This is a genomic window from Zavarzinia sp. (genome assembly GCF_041650655.1).
GTDB lineage: Bacteria > Pseudomonadota > Alphaproteobacteria > Zavarziniales > Zavarziniaceae > Zavarzinia.
Window position 1 is genome coordinate 1 of sequence record NZ_JBAZKR010000067.1, and the last position, 24932, is coordinate 24932.

Consider the following 24932-nt stretch of genomic DNA (forward strand, 5'->3'; position numbering starts at 1 on the left):
GATCAGGAACATCACCGCCTTGGGGTCGACCAGGATGGTCACGCCCTTGTCCTCGACCACTTCGTCGTATTTGCCCTTCTCGTCGGCATATTCGAGCGTGTACTGCATGCCCGAGCAGCCGGCGGTACGGACACCGATGCGGACACCCGCGGAAGGCTTGCCGCGCTTGGACAGGAGTTCCCTGACCCGCGCCGCGGCCGGTTCGGTCAATTCCATGATCTGACGTGCGGGGGCCGCCATGATCCCTACTCCCTCGACACTACGTTACGACTGGCCGTGCTTGGCCTTGTAGTCGGCGATCGCCGCCTTGATGGCGTCCTCCGCCAGGACCGAGCAATGGATCTTCACCGGCGGCAGCGCCAGATGCTGGGCGATGTCGGTGTTCTTGATCGTCGCCGCTTCGTCCAGGGTCTTGCCCTTCACCCATTCGGTCACCAGGCTCGACGAGGCGATCGCCGAACCGCAGCCGAAGGTCTTGAACTTGGCGTCCTCGATCAGGCCCTCGGGCGAGACCTTGATCTGCAGCTTCATCACGTCGCCGCAGGCGGGCGCGCCGACGAGGCCGGTGCCGACATTGTCGTCGTTCTTGTCGAGAGAACCGACGTTGCGGGGGTTCTCATAGTGGTCGACCAGCTTTTCGCTATAGGCCATGGCTGTAACTCCTCAAATATCGTCGCTCAGTGGTCGGCCCATTGGATCGACTTGATGTCGATGCCTTCCTGGACCATTTCCCACAGCGGGCTCATTTCGCGCAGCTTGCTGACGCGCTTCACGATCGTGTCGGCGGCATAGTCGATCTCGGCTTCCGTGGTGAAGCGGCCGAAGCCGAAGCGGATCGAGGTATGGGCCAGTTCCTCCTCGACGCCGAGGGCGCGGAGCACATAGGACGGCTCCAATGAGGCCGAGGTGCAGGCCGAACCCGACGACACCGCCAGATCCTTGATCCCCATGATCAGGCTCTCGCCCTCGACATAGGCGAAGGAGATGTTGAGGTTGCCCGGGATCCGCTGCTCCAGGTCGCCGTTCACATAGATGTCCGGCAGCTTGGCCTTCACCGTCTCGTAGAACTTGTGGGCGAGGTGGCGGATCCGCTCGTTGTCGGCCGTCATCTCTTCCCGGGCGATGCGGCAAGCCTCGCCGATGCCGACGCAGAGCGCCGGCGACAGCGTGCCCGAGCGCATGCCGCGTTCCTGCCCGCCGCCGTTCATCTGGGCGACCAGGCGGACGCGCGGCTTCCGCCGCACGAAGAGCGCGCCGATCCCCTTCGGGCCATAGACCTTGTGGCCGGAAATCGACATCAGGTCGATCCCCATGGCATTGACGTCGAGCGGGATCTTGCCCACGCCTTGAGCGGCGTCGGTGTGGAAATAGGCGCCCTTCTCATGCGCGATCTTGGCGATCTCGGCGAGCGGCTGAACGACGCCGATCTCGTTGTTCACCGCCATCACCGAGACCAGCACGGTCTTCTCCGTGACCGCGGCGCGCAGATCGTCGAGGTCGATCAGGCCGTTCTGCTGGACCGGCAGATAGGTGACCTTGAAACCTTCCTGTTCCAGGTGGCGGCAGGTGTCGAGCACGCATTTGTGCTCGGTCACCACGGTGACGATCTCGTTCCGCCGGTCCTTGTTGAACAGGGCGACGCCCTTGATCGCCAGATTGTTCGATTCCGTGGCGCCGGAGGTGAAGATCACCTCGCGCGGGTCGGCGCCGATCAGCTTGGCCACTTCCTCGCGCGCGGCCTCGACCGCTTCCTCGGCTTCCCAGCCGTAGGAATGGCTGCGGCTGTGGGGATTGCCGAACTTGCCGGTGAAATAGGGCATCATGGCGTCGAGCACGCGCGGGTCGAGCGGCGTGGTCGCCTGATAGTCCAGATAGATCGGCAGATGAATATTCGGGCGGGATTCCGCCGCGACCGTCTCTCCGGTGCCGTCAGCCATGGTTGAATTCCTTCCGTGACGCGGACCGCGCTGCAAGCGCACGCCCCGCAAACTCGATATAAGCGGCCAGGAAGCGGTCGACATCGCCGACCTTGGTAGCCCAGCCGAGACTGATCCGAATGGCGCTGCGCGCCGTCGCCTCGTCCTCGCCCATGGCGATCAGCACCGGGCTCGGCCGGACCTTGCCGGAGGAGCAGGCGGCACCGGCACCGATCGAAACCCCGGCCAAGTCCATCGCCATCACCTGGGTCTCCGCCTTGACGTCGGTCAAACCCAGGCAGGAGGTATTGTCGAGCCGGGCGGCACCCGCGCCGAAGACACGGGCGCCCGGCACCGCGGCCAGCACCTCGCGCTCGATCCGGTCGCGCAGGGGGGCGAGTTCGGGCATCTCGCCCGCGAGCTTCGCCGCCGCGCCGAAACCGGCGATACCGGCCAGATTTTCCGTGCCCGGACGGCGGCCGTATTCCTGCCCGCCGCCGAGGGAGAGCGGACGAAGCTCGATCCCGGCCCGCTTGACCAGGGCGCCGACGCCGGCCGGCCCGCCGATCTTGTGGGCGGAAAGGCTCATCATGTCGACGTCGAGCGAAGAGAAGTCGAGGCCGGTCTTGCCCGCCGCCTGCACCGCATCGCAGTGAACCAGGGCGCCATGGGCGCGGGCGATGCGCGCCACCTCGGCGACCGGCTGGATCACGCCCGTCTCGTTGTTGGCCAGCATGACCGAGACCAGCGCCGTGCCGTCCCCCTGGCCGAGCAGGCGGTCGAGGGCTTCGAGATCGACCACGCCTTCGCGATCGACCGGGATCACCGCGACGGCAACCCCCGCGCCTTCGGCCCCGGCGCGAACGGAATCATGTTCGACGGCGGAAACCAGCAGGCGCCGAGCCGTGCCGGCGAGGACGGCGCCCTGGAGCGCCAGATTGTTGGCCTCGGTGCCACCGCTGGTGAAGATCACTTCGGAAGCTTCGGCGCCGGCCAGTGCCGCCACCGCATCCCGTGCCTCCTCGATCGCGCGGCGGGCGAGCCGGCCGGCGCGATGGACGGAGGACGGATTGCCGCCGATCGAGAGCGCCGCGACCATGGCTTCGACCACAGCGGGGCGCGCCGGGGCGCCCGCGTTGTAGTCGAGATAGGTGGCGACGGCGTTCATCGGCCAGCCCTCAGGCGACCCGCTCGACCGCGTCGCGGCCGGGCAGCACGGGCGAACCCAGCACGCGTCGGGCCACCACATCGGCCAGCGAGACGCTGGAGAGATAGAGGTGGATCTGGTGGCTCAGCTCTTCCCACAGGTCGTGGGTGGCGCAGCGGCTGCGGTTGCCGCGGCAGCCGTTGGAGGTGCCGAGCTGGCAGCGGGTCGCCTTGATCGGCTCGTCGACCGCCAGAACGATGTCGGCGATCCGCGTCTCGGTCGCACCGCGGCCGAGGACATAGCCGCCACCCGGGCCGCGCACGCTCTTGACCAACTCGCCGCGGCGGAGCTTGCCGAAAAGCTGTTCGAGATAGGAGAGCGAAATCTCCTGGCGTTCCGCGATGTCGGCCAGCGTGACCGGCTTGCCGCCCTCGGAATGGGCCGCGAGGTCGACCATGGCCATCACGGCGTAACGCCCGCGCGTCGACAGTTTCATTGCGACCGTCTCCTCAATTCCGGCTCGCGGCCCTGGGGGCCGTCGACCATACCAGGGCCGTCGACCACGGTGCCGCGCGTCTCGGCACCGGCGCCGAGCCGGGCCTCCAGCTCCGCCACGCGGGCGGACAGGGCCTGGACCCTGGCGACCAGGCCTTCGATCTCTTCTTCCGTCGGGTCGGGCATGCGGCCCGCGGTCGCGCCATAGGCGCAAAAGTCCAGCGCCCGGTCGACCAGGCGGGGGGCCGAGCCCGCCGCCTTGGCCGGAATGCCGACCACCGTGGTGCCCGACGCCACATCGGCGACGACCACCGCATTGGCGCCGACACGCGCATCCGCCGCGACCGTGATCGGCCCCAGGATCTGCGCGCCCGAACCGACGATGACCCGGTCGCACAGGGTCGGATGGCGCTTCACGCCGACCTGCGCCCTGGAATTCACCGAGGGCAGCAGCCCGCCGAGCGTGACGTCGTGATAGAGGGTGACATCGTCGCCGATCTCCGCCGTCTCGCCGATCACGACTCCGAGGCCGTGGTCGATGAACAGGCGCCGGCCGATGGTGGCCCCCGGATGGATCTCGATCCCCGTGAACAGCCGTGCGATATAGGAGAACCAGCGTGCCGTGAGGCGCCAGTTCCGCTGCCACAGCCAGTGCGACACGCGGTGCAGGGTGATGGCGTGGAAACTCGGATAGGCGATCAACACTTCGAGCCGCGATCGCGCCGCCGGATCGCGGGCGATGTAGCTGTCGATCTCCTCCTTCAGGCGGGTGAACATGGCCTTGCCTCCGAGATTCCTTGCATGAGCAAAAGCTGGACGTGTATAAACCCGCCCCGCCATGCATGCTGGCGCGCGGTCTCCGTAAGACCGAGCGCCGTAGTCAGATTTAGGTTGTCCGACTGATCTAGTCAAGTATTAGCGGCGGCCCTGGCGCCACCGTCCGCGGGGTGTGGCCACAGGGCCACCATAACGGTTGACGGATTTCGTCGGGTATCGCGTCAGGGGAACCGGAATGCCTGAGATTATTTTCAATGGCCCGGCCGGGCGACTCGAAGGCCGCTATCATCACGCGGGGACCGGGGCGCCTATCGCCCTGATCCTGCACCCGCATCCGCAGTATGGCGGGACGATGAACAACAAGGTCGTCTACAACCTGTTTCATACGTTCGTCGCCCGCGGCTTTTCCGCGATGCGCTTCAACTTCAGGGGCGTCGGGCGCAGCCAGGGGGCCTTCGACAACGGCGCGGGCGAGCTGTCCGACGCCGCCTCGGCGCTCGACTGGATGCAGACCTACAATCCCTCGGCCGCGGAATGCTGGGTCGCCGGCTTCTCCTTCGGGGCCTGGATCGGCATGCAGCTCCTGATGCGCCGGCCGGAGATCAACGGCTTCATCTCGGTCTCGCCGCCGGCCAGCCGCTATGACTTCACCTTCCTCGCCCCCTGCCCATCCGACGGATTGATCGTCCAGGGTACCGAGGACCAGGTGGTGGCCGAGCCGGAAGTGGCCAAGCTCGCCACCCGCCTGTCGAACCAGCGCGGCATCAAGGTGAAATACGAGACGATCAAGGGCGCCGGCCACTTCTTCGAAGAGCAGATGGACGACCTGAACCGGATCACCGGCGCCTATCTGGACATGCGGCTCGGCCGGAACAGCTGACCGCCGGTCTGCGGCTTCGGCACGCCGGTCGTTCCCGGCACGCTGAGCGGCAGGCCCTTCAGGCTGCGCACGGCGAGGAAGCCGAAGGCCTCCGCCTCCAGGCTGTCGCCTCGCCAGCCGACCGCCTCGACCGGGCGCACGGGCATGCCCAGGCGGTCCTGGATCATCTGCATCAGCACCGGATTGCGGCGCCCGCCGCCGGTCACCAGGACCTGATCGACCGGGCGCGGGAACAGCTTGGTGCCGACCGCGACCGCTTCCGCCGTGAAGGCGGTCAGCACCGCCGCCCCGTCGGCCGGGCCGAGGCCGCGTAGCGGGCCCAGGTCGAAATGATCGCGGTCGAGGGATTTCGGCGCTTCCATCGCAAAGAAGGAATTGTCCATCAGCTCGGCCAGCACGCGGGTGTCGACCCGGCCGGCGGCGGCCAGGCGGCCATCGACATCGACCGGAATCCCCGTGTGCTGCAAGGCCCAGTCGTCGATCAGGGCGTTGGCGGGACCGGTGTCGAAGGCCAGCGGTTCTTCCCCGGCGCGCTCCGAAATCCAGGTGAAATTGCCGACCCCGCCGAGATTCAGCACGGCCAACGGCCGCTGCCGACCGGGCAGCGACGCCGCCAACGCCCGGTGGTAGAGGGGCGCGAGCGGCGCCCCCTGCCCGCCCGCCTCGACATCGGCGAGGCGGAAACGGCCGACCACCGGCAGGCCGACGCGATCGGCCAGTGCTTGCGGATCACCGATCTGCCAGGTCAGGCGCTCGTTCGGCCGGTGCAGCACGGTCTGGCCGTGAAAACCGACGATGTCGACGGCGCGGGACGTCATGCCGCTCTCGTAAAAGAAACGTTCGACCGCGGCGCCATGGGCTTCGGTGATCAAGGCCTCGGCTTCGTCGACGGCCGCCGGCACCGGCTGGCCGAAGCGCCATTGGGCAACCAGGCGGCTCGCCTCGCGGACGGCGGCCCTGGTCTCCGCCGAATGGGCATAGGTGGCGACCGCGCCGAGCCGTTCGATGCTCTCGCCGTCGGTCTCGATGACGGCGAGATCGATGCCGTCGAGCGAAGTCCCGCTCATCAAGCCCAAAGCCTTCATCATGCCCCCGGCCATGACCGAATCGCTCCTGCCCCCGATTGTCCCTGCGGCCTCGGTCATGCTACACGAGCGCCACCATGACGAGCCTGAAATCCGAATTCCTGCGGGTCCTGACCGAACGCCGCTACATCCACCAGTGCACGGACCTGGAGGGCCTGGACGCCCTCGCGGCGCAGAAGACGCCCTTCGCCGCCTATATCGGCTTCGATGCGACGGCACCTTCGCTGCATGTCGGCTCGCTCGTCCAGATCATGATGCTGCGCAACCTCCAGAAGGCGGGCCACAAGCCGATCGTCCTGATGGGCGGCGGCACCACGAAGATCGGCGATCCCTCGTTCCGCGACGAATCCCGCCCCCTGCTGGACGCAGCCCGCATCGCCGAAAACCTGGCCGGCATCAAGCAGGTCTTCGCCAAGTTCCTGACCTTCGGCGACGGGCCGACCGACGCCGTCATGGTCGACAACGACACCTGGCTCTCGAAGCTTAACTACATCGATTTCCTGCGCGACTACGGCCGCCATTTCTCGGTCAACCGGATGCTGTCGCAGGACAGCGTGAAGATCCGCCTCGACCGCGAGCAGAACCTGTCGTTCCTCGAATTCAACTACATGATCCTGCAAGCCTATGACTTCGTCGAACTGGCGAAGTCCCAGGGCGTTCGCCTGCAGATGGGCGGCTCCGACCAATGGGGCAACATCATCCAGGGCGTCGAGCTCGGCCGCAAGGCGGCGGACGTCCAGCTCTACGGCCTGACCTCGCCGCTGATCACCACGGCTTCCGGCGCCAAGATGGGCAAGACCGCTTCCGGCGCGGTCTGGCTCAATGCCGAGGCGCGCAGCCCCTACGACTACTGGCAGTTCTGGCGCAACACGGAAGACGGCGACGTCGGCCGCTTCCTGCGCCTCTTCACCGAACTGCCGGAAGCCGAGATCGCCCGCCTCGAAGCCCTCGAAGGGGCCGAACTGAACGACGCCAAGAAGGTCCTGGCGACCGAGGCGACGGCACTCGCCCACGGCCGCGCCGAGGCGGAAGCCGCGGCCGAGACCGCGCGCCGCACCTTCGAGGAAGGGGCCGCCGCCGAGACGCTGCCCAAGGTCGCGGTCGAAGGGGCCGCGCTGGCCGCCGGCATCGCCGTCTACGAGCTTCTGGTCAAGGCCGGCATGGCCGCCTCCAACGGTGAAGCGCGGCGCCTGATCAAGGGCAACGGCGTGAAGCTCGACGATGTCGCGGTGACCGACGAATTCGCCAAACTGAGCGACCTCGGCGCCAAGGGCACGGTCAAACTCTCAGCCGGCAAGAAGCGTCACGCCCTGATCGTCGGGGCCTGACCGCCGGCAACAAAGAAAGGGGATCGAGCATGGCAGATGACCCGGTCCCCTCGACCGACAACCACCGCGGCATCTCGATCGGCCTGACCGCGGTCATCGTCGCGGTGACCGAGGAAGATCCCCGCGTGCTGGTCGCCCGGCGCATGACCCACGACCTGGCGACGCCGGCCCAGCAGGGCCTGATCCCGCTCGCCTTCGACGCGCCGGAGACACTGCCCTTCGGCCCCTTCGAGCCGGAACATCACCGCACCCTGGAGCTCGGCCTGCGCCGCTGGGTGTCGGAACAGACCGGCGTCGAGCTCCGCTATGTCGAGCAGCTCTATACCTTCGCCAACCAGAACCGCGACCCGCGCGAGTTGACCGGCGGCCCCAGGGTGGTCTCCGTCGCCTATCTGGCGCTGACGCAGGAGACGCCGCTGGCCGGTTCGGGCGAAGCGGCCTGGCGTTCCTGGTATTCCTTCCTGCCCTGGGAGGACTGGCGCGAGGGCCGGCCCGCCCTGATCGAGCAGGTGATCCGCCCCGCCCTGACCCGCTGGATCGACGCCGCCCCCGACGCGCGAACGGCGCGCTCGCGCATGGAGCGGACGGCGATCGCCTTCGGCCCGGTCGCCGGCACCGGCCATTTCGACCTGCTGCGCTGCCTCGACCGCTATGAATTGCTCTATTCCGCCGGCCTGGTGAAGGAAGCGATCCGCGATGCCGCCATCGCCGCCCGTGCCGCCGGCCAGGAGCCGGAGCCGGTGCCGGCCGAGCAGCAGGAGGCGGCCAAGGCCCTGGGCAGCCCGATGGCGCTGGACAACCGGCGCATCCTCGCCTCGGCGCTGGGCAGGCTGCGCGGCAAGATCGACTATCGCCCGGTGGTCTTCGACCTGCTGCCGCCCGAATTCACCCTGTTCCGCCTGCAGAAGGTGGTCGAAGCGCTGTCCGGCATCGAACTGCACAAGCAGAATTTCCGCCGCACCGTGATGACCGGCAACCTGGTCGAGCCGACCGGCCAGATCGAAGCCTCCGGCCGCGGCCGCCCCGCCGAAACCTACCGCTTCCGCCGCGACGTCATGCAGGAGAAGCACGACGTCGGCATCCCCCTGCCCCTGCCCAAGATCGGCGGGTGAGCGGCGGGTTCAGGGCCGTTCGTCGCCCTCGCTCGGCGTCTCCTCGCCCGCTTCGTCGAGGAATCGCAGGAAGTCGCCACGCGAGCCCCTTTGGGCTCGGTCCTTGAAAAAGGCTTCGGTCTCCAGCGCCGACAGTTTCTCGGCGACCGCCACATTGATGAACTGATTGAGGCTCGTGCCCTCGGCCGCCGCCAGGCGTTCCGCCGCCGCCTTCAAGGACGGCTGCAACCGCAGGGAATAATTCGCCTTGCTCATCCAATCCTCCTGATCGCTTCGTCCGGCCTGATCACTTCGATGCCGAAACGCGCTGCCGGGCCGAAATGCCGCGTATTGAAGGTCACCAGGCAATCCGCCCTGCCGTTGATCGCAGTCTCCAGAACCATTTCGTCCGCGATGTCGCCCAGTTGCGGTCGCCACAGGTAGTGCAGCCTGACTGGCTCGACCAGACCCGCCAAGTAGTCGAGAAATCCCGAAACCTCCCGCACAGTCAGCCGCGCGGCCAGCAAATGCTCGGCCCTGGACAGCACCGCCTCATATTCCATGAACAAGGGAACACTCACCAGCATCCGGACGGCTCCGGCGTCGACCGCCCGCAGCAGCGCATTGGAGGCGCCCTGTCGGCTGCGTCGCGCCGCGACCAGGATCGTGGTGTCGAGAACCATACGGAGCATGTTCCCGAGAATATCACTTCATAGGCAACATGAAAGCGGTGCCCTGCGTCTCTGGTAGACCAGCACCGCCGATCCCCCATCGCGACATTTTCTTGACAGGCTTGATTATGCTCGATATGAGCATATCTAGAATATGCTCACGCTGAGCATTAACCCGCCTGCGCAGTCATAAGCGCCCTCCGTCGAGGATCGCCCGATGAACGCCTTCAGCCCCGAAAACGGCACCCCCGCGGTGTCGGCGACCGAACTTCCCTTCACGCCCGAGGTGGCGGCCGCCACGGCCGGCATCTGGTCGAAGGTGGAACGTGTCCTGCCGGCCGAGGAGTGGCACCTCCATGCGCCCTATATCGAGCGCATCAACAAGCTGAAGAAGCAGCGGAACGCGGTCATCCTGGCGCATAACTACCAGACGCCGGAAATCTTCCACGGCGTCGCCGACATCGTGGGCGACAGCCTTGCCCTGGCCAAGCGCGCCGCCGAGAGCGATGCCGACGTCATCGTCATGGCCGGCGTCCATTTCATGGCCGAGACGGCGAAGCTGCTGAACCCGTCCAAGATCGTGCTGATGCCCGACATGGAGGCCGGCTGTTCGCTTGCCGAATCCATCACGCCGGCCGACATCCGCCTGCTGCGCGAAACCTATCCCGATGCCCCGGTGGTCACCTATGTGAACACTTCGGCCGCGGTGAAGGCCGAGAGCGACATCTGCTGCACCTCGGGCAATGCGGTCGAAGTGGTCGAGAGCCTGGGGGCGGAGCGCGTGCTCTGCTTGCCGGACGAATATCTGGCCAAATGGGTGGCGACCCAGACCAAGGTGAAGATCCTGACCTGGAAGGGCCACTGCGAAGTGCACGAGCGCTTCACGCCGGAAGAGATCCGCCGTTTCCGCCGCGCCTATGACGACCTCATCGTCATCGCCCATCCGGAATGCCCGCCGGAAGTGATCGCGGAAGCCGATTTCGCCGGCTCGACCGCCAAGATGATCGACTATGTCCGCGACGCGAAGCCGCCCCGCGTGCTGATGATCACCGAATGCTCCATGTCGGACAATATCGCGGCCGCCTCGCCGACCACGGAATTCGTCCGCCCCTGCATCATGTGCCCGCACATGAAGAAGATCACCCTGCCCAAGATCCTCCACGCCCTCGAAACCCTGGAACCCCGGGTCGAGGTCGATCCGGAGATCGCAGTCAAGGCGCGCCGCGCGGTCGAACGGATGATCGCGGTCGGTCGCAAGTAAGCGTTCAGCGTATCGGGAGAACGGCCATGCGCCAGATCGATGCGGATTTCGTCATTGTTGGTTCCGGCCTCGCGGGCCTGTCGGCCGCCCTCGCCCTGGCGCCCCGCCGGGTCGTGCTGGTGACCAAGACCGAGGGCATCGAAGGCGGCTCCAGCCTGAAGGCCCAGGGCGGCATCGCCGCCGCCGTCGGCCCGGGCGACAAGCCGTCCGCCCATGCCGCCGACACCATGGCGGCGGGTGATGGGCTGTGCGATCCCGTCGCCGTGGCCCGGCTGACCGATGCCGGGCCGGAGGCGATCGCCACTCTGCGCAGCCTGGGCGTGCCCTTCGATACCGATCCCGCCACCGGCGCCCTGCTGCTCGGCCGCGAGGCCGCCCATTCCTGCGCCCGCGTTGCCCATGCCGATGGCGACCGCACCGGCCGCGCCGTCGTCCTGGCGCTGGCCGCGCGCCTGCGCGCCACCCCCTCGGTCACGGTGCTGAGCGAGACCACGGCGGTCGAGATCCTGACCGCCAAGGGCCGCGTCGCCGGCCTTCTGGTCAATCGCGCGGGCGAAGGTTTCGTCACCCTGCGCTGCCCGAAGATCCTGCTGGCCACCGGCGGCCTGGGCGCCCTCTGGTCGCGCACCACCAATCCGCCGGAAGCGACCGGCGACGGCCTCGCCCTCGCCGTGCGGGCCGGGGCGAGCCTGGTCGACCTCGAATTCATGCAATTCCACCCGACCGCCCTGCTGGACGAGGGCCGGGAACCCCTGCCCCTGCTGACCGAGGCGCTGCGCGGTGCCGGTGCCCGCCTGCTGCTGGCGGACGGCACGCCGCTGCTCCACGGCAGGCATCCCCAGGGCGACCTCGCCCCCCGCGACGTCGTCGCCCGCGCGATCCAGGCCGGCATCGCCGAACATGGCAAGGTCTTCCTCGACCTCCGCCCGGCCTTCGCGGCCAAGGGCGAAGCCACCTTCCCCCAGGCGATCGAAACCTGCCGCGAGGCCGGCCTCGATCCCTTCGCCGCCCCGGTGCCGGTCACCCCGGCCGCCCATTATCACATGGGCGGCGTCCTGGTGGACGGCGAAGGGCGGAGCACGCTGTCCGGCCTCTATGCCGCCGGCGAAGTGGCGGGCACGGGCGTGCATGGCGCCAATCGCCTGGCCTCCAATTCCCTGCTCGAAGCCTGTGTCGCCGGACGGCGCGTGGCACTGACCATGGCCAAGGACCGGGCCGCCGCGCCCGTCGCGGCCGAAGCCGTCGCCCTGCCCGCCGGTGTCGACCCCGCCCGGGCGGCCGAGGTACGGACCGATCTGCGTGCCCTGATGATGGCCGACGCCGGCCTGCTGCGGAGCGACGCCAGCCTTCGCCGCGCCCTCGAAAAGCTGCAGGGCCTGACCGCCGCCGCGGCCCGCCTGCCGGCCGCCGAAGGCCCCGCGGCCGTCCGTGCCGCGGTCGAGTTGCGCAACCTGCTGACCGTCGGCCGCCTGGTCGTGCTGCTGGCGCTGGCCCGGACCGAGAGCCGGGGCGCCCACAGCCGGACCGATTTCCCGGTCGCCGCTCCTGCCTGGGCGCATCGCCAGACGGTGGTGCTGGATGCCGCGGGCGCCCGCCTCGGCACCGCCGGCCTCACCAATGCCGCAGCCCTCGCGGCGGAATGATTTTGCGGATCGTCGCGTGATGTTCGATTTCTCGCCCCCGTCGCCCCTCGTCTACCAGGACCTGCTGAAGACCGCCCTGCTCGAAGACCTCGGCATGGCGGGCGACCTCACCTCCGAAGTCGCGGTGCCGGCAACGGCCCGCGCCCGGACCGAGGTGCGCGTCCGCCCGGCCGGGCGGATCGCCGGCCTGCCCATGGCGGTCGAGACCTTCCGCCTGGTCTCGCCCGAAATTTCGGTCGAGATCCTGCGCCCCGAAGGCTCGGACGTGGCACCGGGCGAGGTGGTCGCCGTGGTCGAAGGTCCGGCGCGCGCGGTGATGACGGGCGAGCGTGTCGCCCTCAACCTGATGCAGCGCCTGTCCGGCATCGCCACGGTCACCGCCAGGGCGGCGGCTGACGCCGCGAAACACGGCGCCCGCGTCGCCTGCACGCGAAAGACCACGCCGGGGCTGCGCGCGCTGGAAAAATACGCGGTCAAGGTCGGCGGCGGCGTGAACCACCGCTTCGGCCTCGACGACGGCATCCTGGTCAAGGACAACCATATCGCCGCCGCGGGCGGGCTCGACGCCGTGCTGGACCGGATCCAGGGCCGGGTCGGCCATATGGTGAAGGTGCAGATCGAGGTCGACAGCCTGGACCAGCTCGAAGTCCTGCTGAAGCGCCCGGTCGATGCCGTGCTGCTCGACAACATGGGACCGGACGTGCTGCGCAAGGCGGTCGCCATGGTCGCAGGGCGTATGATCACCGAAGCCTCGGGCGGCATCCGGCCCGAGATGGTGGCGGATTATGCGGCTTCCGGCGTCGACATGCTGTCGCTCGGCTGGCTCACCCATTCCGCCCCGTCGCTCGACATCGGGCTCGACTTCAGCTTTTCCTGAGCCTTACGGGGCCGGTTTCTGCGGCACCTCGACCGGCGGCGGCGCCTTGGCGTCGGCCGCCGAATTGGTGCCGTCGACCGCCGAGACGATGTCGCGCAGGATGCCCGGCGCCAGGGCCGAGAGCGCGTTGACCGAAATTTCCGGGTCCTCCACCGGGCCGACCACCGAATAGTTGAAGGCGAAGAGACCGCCGCCCTCGCCCCCGGTCAAGATGTCGCCGACCAATGGGATCGCATTCAGGAAGCGGTTGAGACCGTAGGACGGCACGATGGTGCCGCCGACGCTGAGCGAACGCGCCCAGGTGTCATAGGTGCCGGCCAGCGTCATGCCGATCGAATTGCCATAGGCGCGCGCCTTGTCGATGCGGAGAACGTCGCTCTCCTGCCGCACATTGGCCTTCAGTGCCTCGAAACCGATGCCCTCGCCGCCCACCGCCTCGGCGATGCCGGTGAGCGAGCCGAGCGTCAGGATCCGCGCCATGATGGGGGCATGGACCAGGCGGAAGTCGCGCATGTCCAATTCGGCGGTCACCGGGCGGTTCGGCTTGGTGTCGTCGACGCGCCCGGTCAGGCTGAAAGAACCGCCCTCGACATTGGGGCTGAGGCCCACCAGGCGCAATATGTCGCCGGCCCGGCCCGAGGTCACGGTGAACTGCCGAAAGCCCGTGCCAGGCGTCAGGGCGACGTCGAAACGCGCCTTGTCGCCCGCGAAGGCGCCGCCCGCCTTCAGGCTGCGCCAGCGCCCGGCGGCATGGTCGCCGGTCGCCTTCACGCCGGTCAACGCGGCCTTGTCGTCCAGCAGGACGCGGTCGAGCACGATGTCGAGGCCGAAGTCCGGCAGGGCGTCCGGGGCGTTGGGATCGGGCCGCTCGGACTCCGGCCGGCGTTCCGGTGCGTCCTTGGCCATATATTTGGCGAGGTCGAGCACGGCACCGCGAAGCTTCACGGCATAGGGCGCGCCGACCGCCGGGCGCACCGCGGTCAGGGTGAAATCGCTCCGCCCGAAGCGCGCCCGGGCGATGTCGAGGCCGAGCAGGTCGAAGCCCGTGGTCAGGTCCGCGACACCCGCCAGGTCCAGCTCCGGCGCCTTGGCGGCGATATCCTGCACGCGGTAGCCCTCGGCCTTGGGCACCACCTTGAAAGACAGGGTGGAGGCAGCCCCGACCGGCTTGGCGAAGCCGAGTTCGGGCAGGTCGATGGCCGCCTGGTCGAGCTTCAGGCTGGCGCCGATGCCGGCGATCGCCTTGCCCCGCCCCTCCAGTGTGACCGTGGTATCGACCGGCCCGGTGAGACGGGTGCCGAGATCGAGACCGAGCCGCTTCCGCCCGCCGTCGTCGAGCGTGCCGGCGGCGCTCAGCTTGGTGGTGACGCCGCCGGGTGGCGCCTTGAAATTCTCGCTCCAGTCGAGCTTCAGGGGCACGCCGGCCAGGCGGGCGGTGCCGCTGCCGACCGCCTTGGTCTGGTCGACCGTGATCGTCACCGCACCCTGGTCGAGGGCGAAGGGGCCGACCAGGCCGTCGATGGCCAGGCCGTCGATCTTGCTCGTGGTGGTGAAATTCAGCGTGTCGAGGTCGAGGTCGGCGATCAGCGGCAGCACGAAGCGGGCCGTGGTCTGATGCGTGCCCTCGACCGTGGCGGGATCGATGCCGAGCTTGGCGGCATAGCCGAGCGGCGCCATGTTCATCAGCGTGAGCGCCGCCCGCGCCGGCCCGCTGGCCGTGAAGGCAATGTCGCCGATCTGATCCTGCTTGTTGAAATCGGTGACCCGGGCGCTGCCCTGATCGAGATTGACGATGCCCGCCTGCCCCATGTCGACCCGGCCGGACTGGATCGCCACGTCGATGGCGTCGACCGTCATATGGGCCTTGGCCTTGATTGCGCTGACCGGGGTCAGGCCGTTCAGGTAATTGGTCGAGGCACCGTCGATCTCGAAATCGCCGACGAACATGTCGGCCGGCGGGGGCGACATGTCGAAGCCGCCGGGCGGCACCACCAGGCGCATGACGCCGTCATGGATCTGGCCGCCCTTGATGTTCTGCGAGACCCAGCGCCGGCCGTTGACCGAGAGCGGCACCGGCCAGAGCGCGGCGAGATCGTCGACGGGAAGGCGGCCGATCGAGACGGTGAGATCGAGGGCCGGCCCCGCCGCCTCGAAACGCGCACCGCCCTTGGCCGAGAGCGAGAAATCCCCGCGCGCCACCTCGAAGCTGGCGATATCGAGACGCGCCGCCGCCATGTCGTAGCTGCCGGCGAGATGGAGTCGGTCGAGCGTCAGGCCGTCGGGGAAGAGGTCCGGCATGTCGAGCCCGCCGCTCCGCCCCGTCACGTCGAAAGTGGCACGGCGCGCCGTGCCATCCGCATCGAGGACGAGGCCGAGGCGGCCGCTCAGCGGCATCAGGAGCCCGCCCGCGACCCCGAGGGTGGCGCCGCCCGAATCGAAGAGCGCCGGCACCACGCCGGAGAATTCGAGGTCGAGCGTCGCATCCGACCCGGCTGCCTTGGGAATCCGCCCGGCCAGGCGCAGGTTCATTTCCTCGCCGGCACTGGCGACCAAGGCGGACAGGCCCAGGCTGACCTCGCCGTCGGCCCCGCGCAGGATCTCGGCCCCGGCATTGTTGGCGGTCCAGCGCCGGCCGGTCACCTCGTCGTCGACCACCAGGCGGGTGCGCAACAGGCTGAGCCGAGCCAGGCGGCGCAGGCTGGGGCTGTTGCCCGGTCCCCGGCGGAGAAGCTGGATCACCTCGGCGACGGGCGAGCCGGTCTCCGTCGCCTGGGCGCCGCCCAGGCCGAGTTCGATACCACCCCCGGCATTGCGCCGAATCGTCACTTCGGCCCCGGAGAGGGTGATGCCGGTCGGTGCCAGGCGCCCGCCCAACAGGGCCTGCACGGAAAGATCGATGCCGGCACTGGGCAATTTGGCGATCAGCACGTCGTTACTGTCGCGCAGCTCGACGGCGACGACCTGAAGGGCGATGTCATTCTCGGCCCCGCTCCAGGTCAGCACGGTGTCACCGACCACGAGCTTCAAGCCGTCGGGATTGCCGGCGAAGCCCTGTTCGATCATGGGCGAGAGAAAGCCGAGGGAGATCGGCCCCATGGCCAAGCGGATGCCGACTGCGATACCGGCAATCAAGACGGCCGCAAGGACCGCACCCAACACATGAGCGGTCAGACGGGAAGCACGCCGAACCAATTTCTCGCCTCGTTTCGGACCGAACCACCACCCCGCCCCGCCGCTTGACGGCGCCGACGCCAGCAAGCAGCGTGTGCAGCCTAGACCACATCGTCGATTCAATGAATCGCGAATGTGACCGAATTCCGGAAGCAGAGCGTGAATTACGGCCTTCCTGCGAAACCTCCCTGCCCGCCCGTGGCCGACGACCCGGATGCGGCCCGCCTGGTCGACGCCTTCGGCGAAGCGGCGAGCCGCCGTGGCCTCGCCGTCGGGCCGGACGCCTTGCCGGTGCTCCACCTGCTCGGCACCTACAGCCCCTATCTCTCTGGCCTCGCATTGCGCGATCCGGCCGGCCTGCTCGAGATCGTCGAACGAGGGCCGGAGGCGGCGCTGGACGCGGTATGGCCGAGCCTGAGCCCGACTGCTACCGCCGATCTGACGACCGAGGCCTTGATGCGCCGGCTCCGCCAGGCCAAGGCGAAAGTGGCGTTGGCGTCCGCGATCGGCGACCTCATGCTGGCTTGGCCGGTGCTGAAGACGACCGGCATGTTGAGCCGGCTCGCCGCCGCCGCCCTTTCCGCCGCCGCCGCGCATCTGCTGCGCGCCGCGGCCCGGACGGGCGACCTCGCCCTCGCCCATGACGACGACCCCGAGAAGGACTCGGGCCTGATCATCCTCGGCATGGGCAAGCTCGGCGCGGGCGAGCTCAATTATTCGAGCGACATCGACCTGATCGTCTTCTACGACAGCGAGGTGATCCGCCCGGGCAAGCGGCTCACCCCGGGCGAGATTTTCGTTCGCCTGACCAAGACCCTGGTCAAGATCCTCCAGGAACGCACGGCGGACGGCTATGTCTTCCGGGTCGACCTGCAACTCCGGCCCGATCCCGGCGCCATGCCCGTCGCCCTCTCGACCGACGCGGCCGAGATCTATTACCAGAGCCTCGGCCAGAACTGGGAACGGGCGGCCATGATCAAGGCGCGGCCGGTCGCTGGCGACCTCGCCGCAGGGCGCGCCTTCCTGCAATCGATTCGCCCCTTCATCTGGCGCAAGCACCTGGATTTCGTCGCCGTGCGCGACCTCCAGCGCATGAAGGAGAGGATCCGCGAACACCACGGCCACGGTCCGATCGCGGTCGAAGGCCAGGACGTGAAGCTCGGCCCCGGCGGCATCCGCGAGGTCGAATTCTTCGTCCAGATCCAGCAGCTCATCGCCGGCGGGCGCGAACCCCAACTGCGCGAGCCGGCGACCCTCGCCATGCTCGACCGCCTGGTCGGCCTCGGCCGGCTCGACGACGGCGACCGTGCGGCCCTGGCGGAGGGTTACTGCTTCCTCCGCCACCTCGAGCACCGGCTGCAGATGGTCGACGACGCCCAGACCCACCAGATGCCCGCCGATCCGGCGGCGATCCCGAAGCTCGCCCGCTTCATGGGCTACGGCGACGAGGGCGAATTCCGCGCCGCCCTGCTCGGCCATCTGGCGGCGATCCAGCGCCGCTTCACCGGCCTCTTCGGCGGCAGCGAGGCGCCACCACCGCCAGGCTCGATCGAGGCCCTGGCGGCGGACGAAGCAGGCCTCGCCGCCCAGCTCGCCGCGGCCGGCTTCAAGGAGGCGGAACGGGCGGCCGGCATCCTGTCGGGCTGGCGCGTCGGGCGCTATCGCTGCTTCCGCCTCGAGCGGGCGCGCGCCCTGGTGGAGGGGCTGGCGCCGGTGCTGCTCGCCGCCTTCGTCAAGACGGGCGAGCCGGATGCCGCCCTGGTCCGCTTCGATCAGTTCCTGTCGCGCCTGCCGGCCGGCGTGCAGCTCTTCTCCCTGCTCGACGCCAACCGGAGCCTGCTCGACCTCCTGGCCGAGATCATGGGCACCGCTCCCCTGCTGGCCGAGACCCTGGGCCGCCGCCCCGGCCTGCTCGACGCCGTGGTGGGCGGTGAAGCGCTCCGCCCGATCGACGACGCCGCGCGGCTCCGCGCCGACATGGAAACCGCCTTCTGCGACGTCACCGATTACCAGGACCTGCTGGACGGGGTGCGGCGCTGGACCGCGGACCGGCGCTTCGGCATCGGCATCCAGCTCCTGCGCGGGCTGATCGCGCCCAAGGCCGCGGCCGAAGCCTTCACCCTGATCGCCGAGGCGGTGATCACGCGCCTGGTCGCCGCCGTGACAGAGAATTTCGCCCTGGCCCACGGCCGCGTTCCCGGCGGCGGTTTCGCCGTGCTAGGCTTCGGTAAGCTCGGCGGGCGGGAACTCACCCTGACCTCGGACCTCGACCTCGTCTTCCTCTTCGCCGTGCCCGATGGCAGCCAGGGCTCGGACGGGGCGAAACCGCTCACCCCCGGGCTCTACTACACCCGCCTCGGCCAGCGACTGATCGCCGCCCTCTCGGCCCTGACCGCGGAGGGCAGCCTCTATGAGGTCGACGTGGCGCTCCGCCCGGCGGGCAGCAAGGGTCCGCTGGTGCCGACGCTGGCCGCCTTCGAGCATTACTACCGGGGCGAGGCCTGGACCTGGGAACATCTGGCGCTCACCCGGGCGCGCCTGATCGCGGCCGAGGGGGCCGATTTCGCCGCCCGCGTCGAGGCGGCATTGGACGCCACCAAGCGCCTCGCCCGCGACGCAGCCCGGGTCACCGGCGACATGGCGGCGATGCGCGGCCGCATGGACAAGGACCGGCCGCCCCAGGGCGGATTCGACCTGAAGCTGGCTCCCGGCGGCCTGGTGGACATCGAATTCATCGCCCAGACCCACATGGCGATCGCCGCCCGCGAGTTGGAAGGCCCACTGCCGACCGCCACGCTGGCGATGATCGACCGCCTGGCCAAAGCGGGCGCCCTGCCGGCCGAGGCGGCGGCGGTGCTGAGCCGGGGGCTCGAGCTCCAGGCCGGGCTCTCCGCCCTCCTGCGCCTGACCGCCGGCGACGGTTTCGAGCCGGAAAGCGCGCCCGCCGCCCTCAAGGCGCTGCTCGCCCGGCGCGCCGGCCTCGCCGATTTCGCCGCCCTCGAAGCCGCCCTGGCGACGCGCCAGCCGGCGATCCGCGCCCTTTTCGCCGGGCTGGTCGGCGATCCCACCGCGGCCTATGTTCCAGGCAGCGGCGCCGGCACCGGCGCCCTTCTGCCTCTGGAGGATCCGACATGAGCAAGGCCCCGCAACCGGGCGACAAGGCCCCCGGCTTCACCCTGCCCGCCGGTGGCGGCGGCAGCCTGTCGCTGGCCGATTTCAAGGGCCGGCCCCTGGTGCTCTATTTCTACCCGAAGGACGACACTTCGGGCTGTACCAAGGAAGCGATCGGCTTCACCGAACGGCTGGCCGATTTCGAGGCGGCCGGGGCTGCGGTGGTGGGCGTCTCGCGCGACACGGTCGCGGCGCACGATAAATTCGCCGCCAAGCACAGCCTCAAGGTGGTCCTGGGCGCCGATGTCGACGGCAAGGTGACAGAGGATTATGGCGTCTGGGTCGAGAAGAGCCTCTACGGCCGGAAATATTTCGGCATCGAGCGGGCGACCTTCCTGATCGACGGCGCCGGCAAGATCGCCAAGGTCTGGCACAAGGTGAAAGTGGCCGGCCATGTCGAGGCGGTGCTGGAAGCGGTACGCGCCCTGGCGTGACACGCTCGGGGCGTGACGCTTTCGTGACCGCTCGGGTCTGCGACAGCCTGCGAGGTTGACAACAAACTCCGTTCTGGTGCCAATCGGGGGCATGTTCGATTGCCGCACATCGTCATAGCCCATGTCGCAGGACGCCAGGCCCAGACCCCAGCCATCCCACCCCCTGCCCTCGCGCCGGTCGTGGTTGGCGCCGCGTGAGATCGCGATCCGCGATCCCTGGGGCGTGCGCTGGCTGCGCCTGTCGCGCAGGATGCAGGTCTCTGCCCTGGCCCTAGGCCTTGCCGGGCTCGCCTGGGTCGGCCATGCCAGCCTGCGCACCATTTTCGAGCAACAGTTGCTGGAGGCCAACGCGGCCGAGCTGGCCCAGCTCCGCCAGGACATGGCGGCGCGCGACACCGAAGCCCGGCGCCTGCGCCAGCAAGTCGCAGCCCTGGAAGAGGAACGGCGGATCGCCTTCGTCTCGCGCCAGACCATCGACAAGGAACTGGCCCTTCGCACCCGCGAGCGGGACGAGGCCCGCATCACGGCGAACCGCTTGCTGGGCGAAGCCGATGCCGCCGCCGGTGCCCGTGCCGCCGCGGCGACCGAAGCCGAACAACTGTCCCTCGAACTCGCCCATGCCACCATCGAGCGCTGGCACGGCGAGGAGAGCCTGCAGGTCGCGCAGGACCGCATCGCCATCCTGGAAGGCCGGAGCCAGGGCCTGCGCGACCAGATCACCCAGGCCGAGCGCCGCGCCACCGCGCTGAAGGACCAGGTCGCCACCCTCGAACTGGTGCAGGGCCAGCTCGTCGACCGGCTGATGCCCGTGACCACCGACCAGCTCACCCGGCTCGAAGGCCAGCTCACGCCGACCGGCATCGACCTCGACAAGATCGTCTCGGGCAGCGACGGCGGCTCGGGCGGGCCGATGGTCGACCTCGATGCGCTCGCCGCCGCCGGCCCGACCGAGGACAGCGCCAAGCTGCTGCGCCTGACCAGCGGCATCGCCCGGCTCGACGCGCTGCGCGCCGCCCTGCCGGTCATGCCGTTGGCGCGGCCGATCGAGGACTATGAACTGCGCAGCGGCTTCGGCAGCCGGGTCGACCCGATCAACCGCCGCCTCGCCTTCCATCCCGGGCTCGATTTCGCGGCCCCCATCGGCACGCCGGTGATGGCGACCGCCCCGGGCGAAGTGGTCGAAGCGGGCTGGGCCGGCGCTTATGGCCGTTCGGTCCGGATCCGCCACGCCTTCGGGCTACAGACCCGCTACGCCCATCTGAGCGCGATCGACGTCCATGTCGGCGACAAGGTCGATGTGGGCGACGTGGTCGGCAAACTCGGCAGTTCCGGCCGCTCGACCGGCCCACACCTCCATTACGAGGTGATGTTCGACACCGTTCCCCGCGACCCCATGCCCTTCATCGAGGCCGGCAGCCATGTTCAACAAGGACAAGCAGAGCAACCCGAAGGCATCGCGGAGCGATAGGCACCGCGGCAGCAGCCTGCCCCCGTCGCTTCTCGCCGAAGGGCTGACGATCGAAGGCGATCTCGTCTCGACCGGCGACATCCAGGTCGACGGCACCGTGAAGGGCGATCTCGCCTGCAACTGCCTGACCCTCGGCCCGGACGGCGTCATCATCGGCGAGATCAAGGCGAACACGGTGCATATCAGGGGCCGGGTCGAAGGCCGCATCGTCGCCGACACGGTCGAACTGGCAGCAACCGCGGTGATCGCGGGCGACATCCTGCACGACAGCATCGGGGTCGAGGCCGGCGCCCGCATCGAAGGCAACCTGAAGCGCAAGCCCACGGTCGCCGCCGCCGAACCGGCCAAGCCGGCCGAAGGCGCCAAGCCTTCGCTGATCGTCACCAATCCCTGACCGCTGCCGCCCTTTGCCGGGCGGCGGCGAGAGCCGGATCAGTCCAGGTCGGCGACTTCGGCGCCGCCGCTGCCCTCGACTCGGGCCGCGAGCGCCGCCGCCATGAAGCGGTCGAGGTCGCCGTTCAGCACGCCCTGGGTGTCCGAGGTTTCGGCGCCGGTGCGCAGATCCTTGACCATCTGATAGGGCTGCAGGACATAGGAACGGATCTGGTGGCCCCAGCCGATCGCCGTCTTGGTCTCTTCGGTCGCCTTGGCCGCCTCTTCCCGGATCTGCAGCTCGCGCTCGTAGAGGCGGGCTTTCAGCATGGACATGGCCTGCGAGCGGTTCTTGTGCTGCGAACGGTCGGCCTGGCAGGCGACCACGATGCCGGTCGGGATATGGGTGATGCGGATCGCCGAGTCCGTCTTGTTGACGTGCTGGCCGCCGGCACCCGAGGCGCGGTAGGTGTCGACCCGCAGATCCTTGTCCAGGATCTCGATCTCGATCGTATCGTCCACCACCGGATAGACCCAGACCGAGGCAAAGCTGGTCTGCCGCCGGGCGTTCGAATCGAAGGGCGAGATGCGGACCAGGCGGTGCACGCCCGATTCCGTCTTCATCCAGCCATAGGCGTTCAGGCCCTTGACCATGATGGTGGCCGACTTGATGCCGGCCTGCTCGCCCGGGCTGTCTTCGATCAACTCGACCTTGTAGCCCTTGCGCTCGGCCCAGCGGGTATACATGCGGAGCAGCATCAGGGCCCAGTCCTGGGCTTCGGTGCCGCCGGCGCCGGCATTGACTTCGAGATAGGTGTCGTTGCCGTCGGCCTCGCCCGAGAGCAGGGCCTTCACTTCGGCCTCGCCCGCCTCGTCGCGGACGCGGCGGAGGTTGGCCACGGCATCGTCGACCATGCCCTCGTCACCCTCGGCCTCGGCCATTTCGGCGAGGTCGACGGTATCGGTGAGCTCGGCCTCGAGGCGGCGGTAGGCACCGATGGCATCATCGAGGCGGGTGCGCTCGCGCATGATCTTCTGCGCTTCGGCGGGATCGTTCCACAAGCTCGGGTCTTCGACCCGGGCGTTCAGTTCGGCGAGGCGGACGTTGGCGACGTCCCAGTCAAAGATGCCTCCTCAGCAGCTCGAGCGACTGCTTGATTTCGGCGTTGAGGGATTCGATGTCCGCGCGCATGGGTCCAACGGTCCTGAAAGGGAGGCCCGATATAGCCGGGAACCCCCCTCGGGATCAATAGAGACCGCCGGTCGAACTGTCGCCGGAAGAGCTGGGCGCGGCCGGGGTGCCGGGCGCGGCCGGGGCGCCGATCGCGCCCAGGAAATCGGGATCGGTGGTCGTTGCGCCGCCGTCGAGCGAGAAGGCGCCGTCGTTGGTGCCGTCCAGCACGGGGCGCGGGCCGAACGGCTCGGTGCCCGGCTTGAAGGCCTCGAAGATCGCCGGCTCGCCGGGAGCCGCAGGCGCCCCGGTCGACGGATTGACCCGCACCAGCCGGAGCCCCGGCGGAATGCGGAAGGGAGTCGCCGGCTTGTCCTCGAGCGCTTCCTTCATGAAATCACGGAACACCGGCGCGGCGACCAGGCCACCCGTCTCCTTGGCACCGAGCGAGCGCGGCTGGTCGAAGCCGAAGAAGACGCCGGCCACGAGGTCGGGCGAGAAGCCGACGAACCACACGTCCTTCGAATCGTTCGAGGTGCCGGTCTTGCCGGCCAGGGGCTTGCCGACCGCGCGCACCCGGGCGCCGGTGCCGCGCTCGACCACGCCCTGCATGAGCGACACCATCTGATAGGCGGTGCCGGCGTCGATCACCTCGGCCCTGGTGTCGGGGATCGCGGGCGGGGTCTGGCCGTTGAAGGCGATGTCGGTGCAGCCGTCGCAGGGCCGCATGTCGTGCTTGAACACGGTGCGGCCGCGGCGGTCCTGGATGCGGTCGATCAGGCTCGGCGTGATCTTCTTGCCGCCGTTGACGAATTCGCCGTAGGCCGCGGTCATGCGCATCAGCGTCGTCTCGCCCGCGCCGAGCGACATGGCGAGATAGGGCGGCATGTCGGAGACCACGCCGAAACGCTCGGCCAGCGCCTTCACCTTCTCCATCCCGAGATAGAAGGCGAGCCGGGCGGTGACCAGGTTGCGCGAATGTTCGAGGGCGACACGGAGCGTGATCGGCCCCATGAAATTATGCTCGTAATTGTCCGGCCGCCAGGGCGGCAGGCCCGGCCCCTGGTCGGCCTGGAACGGACCGTCCAGCACCATGGTCGAGGGGGTCAGGCCGTTTTCCAGCGCGGTCGCGAAGACGAAGGGTTTGAAGGTCGAGCCGGGCTGGCGCAGTGCCTGGGTGGCGCGGTTGAACTGGCTCTCGCTGTAGGACCAGCCGCCGACCATGGCGAGGACGCGGCCGGTATGGGGATCCAGCGCCACGAAGGCGGCGCCGACATTGGGGATCTGGCGCAGGCCATAGCCCCCGGCCTTCAGCGGCTCGACCGCGACAACGTCGCCGACGCCCAGCACGTCCGAGGGCTTGCGGGGGGCGGCACCATAGCCCTGGTTGGGCAGCACGGTGCGCGCCCAGGCCAGTTCGGCCATGGCGATCTGGCCCCTGGAGCCGTCGCCGAGGCCGATGGTGGCCCCCTTGGCGTCGACCGCGAGGACGACGGCGAGCTGCCACGGTGCGATCCCGGGCGCCACCAGGCCGGGCGGGGCCGGCACTTCGCGGAGCGCGGCGAGCCAGCCGTCCGCGTTCGCCTGAATGCGGGTGATCGGGCCGCGCCAGCCGTGGCGGCGGTCGTAGGTGATCATGCCTTCGCGGAGCGTGCGGTCGGCGATCGCCTGGAGATGGGGATCGATCGAGGTGCGGACCGAGAGGCCCCCCTCATAAAGCGCCGGCTCACCGTAGAGCGATGCGATCTCGCGCCGCACTTCCTCGGCGAAATAGTCTGCCTTGGTGGTGTTGCCCTGGCTCGGATCGCGCACGGTCAGGGCCGAGGCCTTGGCCTCCTCCCACTGCTGGCGGGTGATGCGGCCGTCCTCATACATGCGGTCGAGCACCCAGTTGCGGCGCTTCACTGCCGCGTCGTGCTGGCGCACCGGATGATAGTTGGACGGCGCCTTGGGCAGCGCGGCCAGATAGGCCAT

General features: G+C 69.0%; 22 protein-coding genes. 10 read left to right on the plus strand and 12 right to left on the minus strand.

Going from position 1 to position 24932, the window contains the following annotated elements:
- The 6 genes from WC493_RS15230 to cysE form a co-directional block, all read right to left on the minus strand.
- Positions 1-240, minus strand: a 240-nt coding sequence (locus WC493_RS15230; RefSeq protein ID WP_373066383.1) for a HesB/IscA family protein, incomplete at its 3' end; no start/stop codon positions are given.
- 24 nt (positions 241-264) lie between these two features.
- Positions 265-651 carry a Fe-S cluster assembly scaffold IscU gene (gene iscU, locus WC493_RS15235; RefSeq protein ID WP_373066384.1) on the minus strand — a complete coding sequence of 129 codons (387 nt, stop codon included), beginning with the start codon at positions 649-651 and terminating at the stop codon, positions 265-267.
- A gap of 26 nt (positions 652-677) precedes the next feature.
- On the minus strand, positions 678-1889 hold the full coding sequence (locus WC493_RS15240; protein ID WP_373066402.1) for an IscS subfamily cysteine desulfurase: 1212 nt from the start codon (positions 1887-1889) through the stop codon (positions 678-680).
- 40 nt (positions 1890-1929) lie between these two features.
- On the minus strand, positions 1930-3084 hold the full coding sequence (locus WC493_RS15245) for a cysteine desulfurase family protein (RefSeq protein ID WP_373066385.1): 1155 nt from the start codon (positions 3082-3084) through the stop codon (positions 1930-1932).
- A 10-nt stretch (positions 3085-3094) separates the two neighbouring features.
- Positions 3095-3559 (minus strand): Rrf2 family transcriptional regulator, encoded by a 465-nt coding sequence (locus tag WC493_RS15250; RefSeq protein ID WP_373066386.1) that lies wholly within the window; start codon positions 3557-3559, stop codon positions 3095-3097.
- The gene (gene cysE / locus WC493_RS15255) at positions 3556-4335 is read right to left on the minus strand and encodes a serine O-acetyltransferase (RefSeq protein WP_373066387.1); all 780 of its coding nucleotides are present in this window, start codon (positions 4333-4335) and stop codon (positions 3556-3558) included. The genes WC493_RS15250 and cysE overlap by 4 nt, the downstream gene beginning before the upstream one ends.
- A 235-nt stretch (positions 4336-4570) precedes the next feature.
- Here cysE and WC493_RS15260 point away from each other — a divergent pair, with 235 nt between their 5' ends.
- The gene (locus WC493_RS15260; RefSeq protein WP_373066388.1) at positions 4571-5215 is read left to right on the plus strand and encodes an alpha/beta hydrolase; all 645 of its coding nucleotides are present in this window, start codon (positions 4571-4573) and stop codon (positions 5213-5215) included.
- Here WC493_RS15260 and WC493_RS15265 read toward each other — a convergent pair.
- Complete coding sequence (locus WC493_RS15265; RefSeq protein WP_373066403.1) at positions 5182-6300, minus strand: anhydro-N-acetylmuramic acid kinase; 1119 nt, start codon at positions 6298-6300, stop codon at positions 5182-5184. The two genes, WC493_RS15260 and WC493_RS15265, sit on opposite strands and share 34 nt — an antisense overlap.
- Before the next feature lie 77 nt (positions 6301-6377).
- On the opposite strand from WC493_RS15265, the gene tyrS reads away from it, so the two are divergent.
- Together tyrS and WC493_RS15275 are read left to right on the plus strand one after the other, a co-directional pair.
- Positions 6378-7628, plus strand: a complete 1251-nt coding sequence (tyrS, locus tag WC493_RS15270; protein WP_373066389.1) for a tyrosine--tRNA ligase — start codon at positions 6378-6380, stop codon at positions 7626-7628.
- 29 nt (positions 7629-7657) lie between these two features.
- The gene (locus WC493_RS15275; RefSeq protein WP_373066390.1) at positions 7658-8740 is read left to right on the plus strand and encodes a hypothetical protein; all 1083 of its coding nucleotides are present in this window, start codon (positions 7658-7660) and stop codon (positions 8738-8740) included.
- Between the two features lie 9 nt (positions 8741-8749).
- On the opposite strand, the gene WC493_RS15280 is transcribed toward WC493_RS15275, so the two are convergent.
- Together WC493_RS15280 and WC493_RS15285 are read right to left on the minus strand one after the other, a co-directional pair.
- Positions 8750-8995: a toxin-antitoxin system HicB family antitoxin gene (locus WC493_RS15280; RefSeq protein ID WP_373066391.1), complete on the minus strand. Its 246-nt coding sequence runs from the start codon at positions 8993-8995 to the stop codon at positions 8750-8752.
- A complete protein-coding gene (locus WC493_RS15285) occupies positions 8992-9402 on the minus strand; it encodes a putative toxin-antitoxin system toxin component, PIN family (protein ID WP_373066392.1) in 411 nt (136 codons plus the stop codon). The genes WC493_RS15280 and WC493_RS15285 overlap by 4 nt, the downstream gene beginning before the upstream one ends.
- Before the next feature lie 205 nt (positions 9403-9607).
- Here WC493_RS15285 and nadA point away from each other — a divergent pair, with 205 nt between their 5' ends.
- The 3 genes from nadA to nadC are packed head-to-tail and all read left to right on the plus strand — an operon-like array spanning position 9608 to position 13171.
- A complete protein-coding gene (gene nadA / locus WC493_RS15290; RefSeq protein ID WP_373066393.1) occupies positions 9608-10651 on the plus strand; it encodes a quinolinate synthase NadA in 1044 nt (347 codons plus the stop codon).
- A 26-nt stretch (positions 10652-10677) separates the two neighbouring features.
- Positions 10678-12294 carry an L-aspartate oxidase gene (locus tag WC493_RS15295; protein ID WP_373066394.1) on the plus strand — a complete coding sequence of 539 codons (1617 nt, stop codon included), beginning with the start codon at positions 10678-10680 and terminating at the stop codon, positions 12292-12294.
- A 19-nt stretch (positions 12295-12313) separates the two neighbouring features.
- Positions 12314-13171: a carboxylating nicotinate-nucleotide diphosphorylase gene (nadC, locus tag WC493_RS15300; protein WP_373066404.1), complete on the plus strand. Its 858-nt coding sequence runs from the start codon at positions 12314-12316 to the stop codon at positions 13169-13171.
- Between the two features lie 3 nt (positions 13172-13174).
- Here the strand turns inward: nadC and WC493_RS15305 are convergent, their stop codons facing one another.
- Positions 13175-16303 carry a DUF3971 domain-containing protein gene (locus WC493_RS15305; RefSeq protein ID WP_373066395.1) on the minus strand — a complete coding sequence of 1043 codons (3129 nt, stop codon included), beginning with the start codon at positions 16301-16303 and terminating at the stop codon, positions 13175-13177.
- Between the two features lie 174 nt (positions 16304-16477).
- Here WC493_RS15305 and WC493_RS15310 point away from each other — a divergent pair, with 174 nt between their 5' ends.
- From WC493_RS15310 to WC493_RS15325, 4 genes are all read left to right on the plus strand, one after another.
- Complete coding sequence (locus WC493_RS15310; RefSeq protein ID WP_373066396.1) at positions 16478-19477, plus strand: bifunctional [glutamine synthetase] adenylyltransferase/[glutamine synthetase]-adenylyl-L-tyrosine phosphorylase; 3000 nt, start codon at positions 16478-16480, stop codon at positions 19475-19477.
- Entirely contained in the window at positions 19474-19947 is a 474-nt protein-coding gene (locus WC493_RS15315; RefSeq protein WP_373066397.1) for a peroxiredoxin, read from the plus strand. The genes WC493_RS15310 and WC493_RS15315 overlap by 4 nt, the downstream gene beginning before the upstream one ends.
- Positions 19948-20131: 184 nt before the next feature.
- Positions 20132-21415 (plus strand): peptidoglycan DD-metalloendopeptidase family protein, encoded by a 1284-nt coding sequence (locus tag WC493_RS15320; RefSeq protein WP_373066398.1) that lies wholly within the window; start codon positions 20132-20134, stop codon positions 21413-21415.
- Entirely contained in the window at positions 21366-21809 is a 444-nt protein-coding gene (locus WC493_RS15325; protein WP_373066399.1) for a polymer-forming cytoskeletal protein, read from the plus strand. The genes WC493_RS15320 and WC493_RS15325 overlap by 50 nt, the downstream gene beginning before the upstream one ends.
- Before the next feature lie 38 nt (positions 21810-21847).
- Here the strand turns inward: WC493_RS15325 and prfB are convergent.
- Positions 21848-22979, minus strand: a protein-coding gene (prfB, locus tag WC493_RS15330) for a peptide chain release factor 2 (protein ID WP_373066400.1) whose coding sequence is annotated in 2 segments (ribosomal slippage) — positions 21848-22909 and positions 22911-22979 — 1131 coding nt in all. Because the reading frame shifts where the segments join, the coding sequence is not laid out codon by codon here.
- Positions 22980-23033: 54 nt separating this feature from the next.
- The coding region (locus tag WC493_RS15335; protein ID WP_373066401.1) for a penicillin-binding protein 1A at positions 23034-24932 on the minus strand (1899 nt) is incomplete at its 5' end.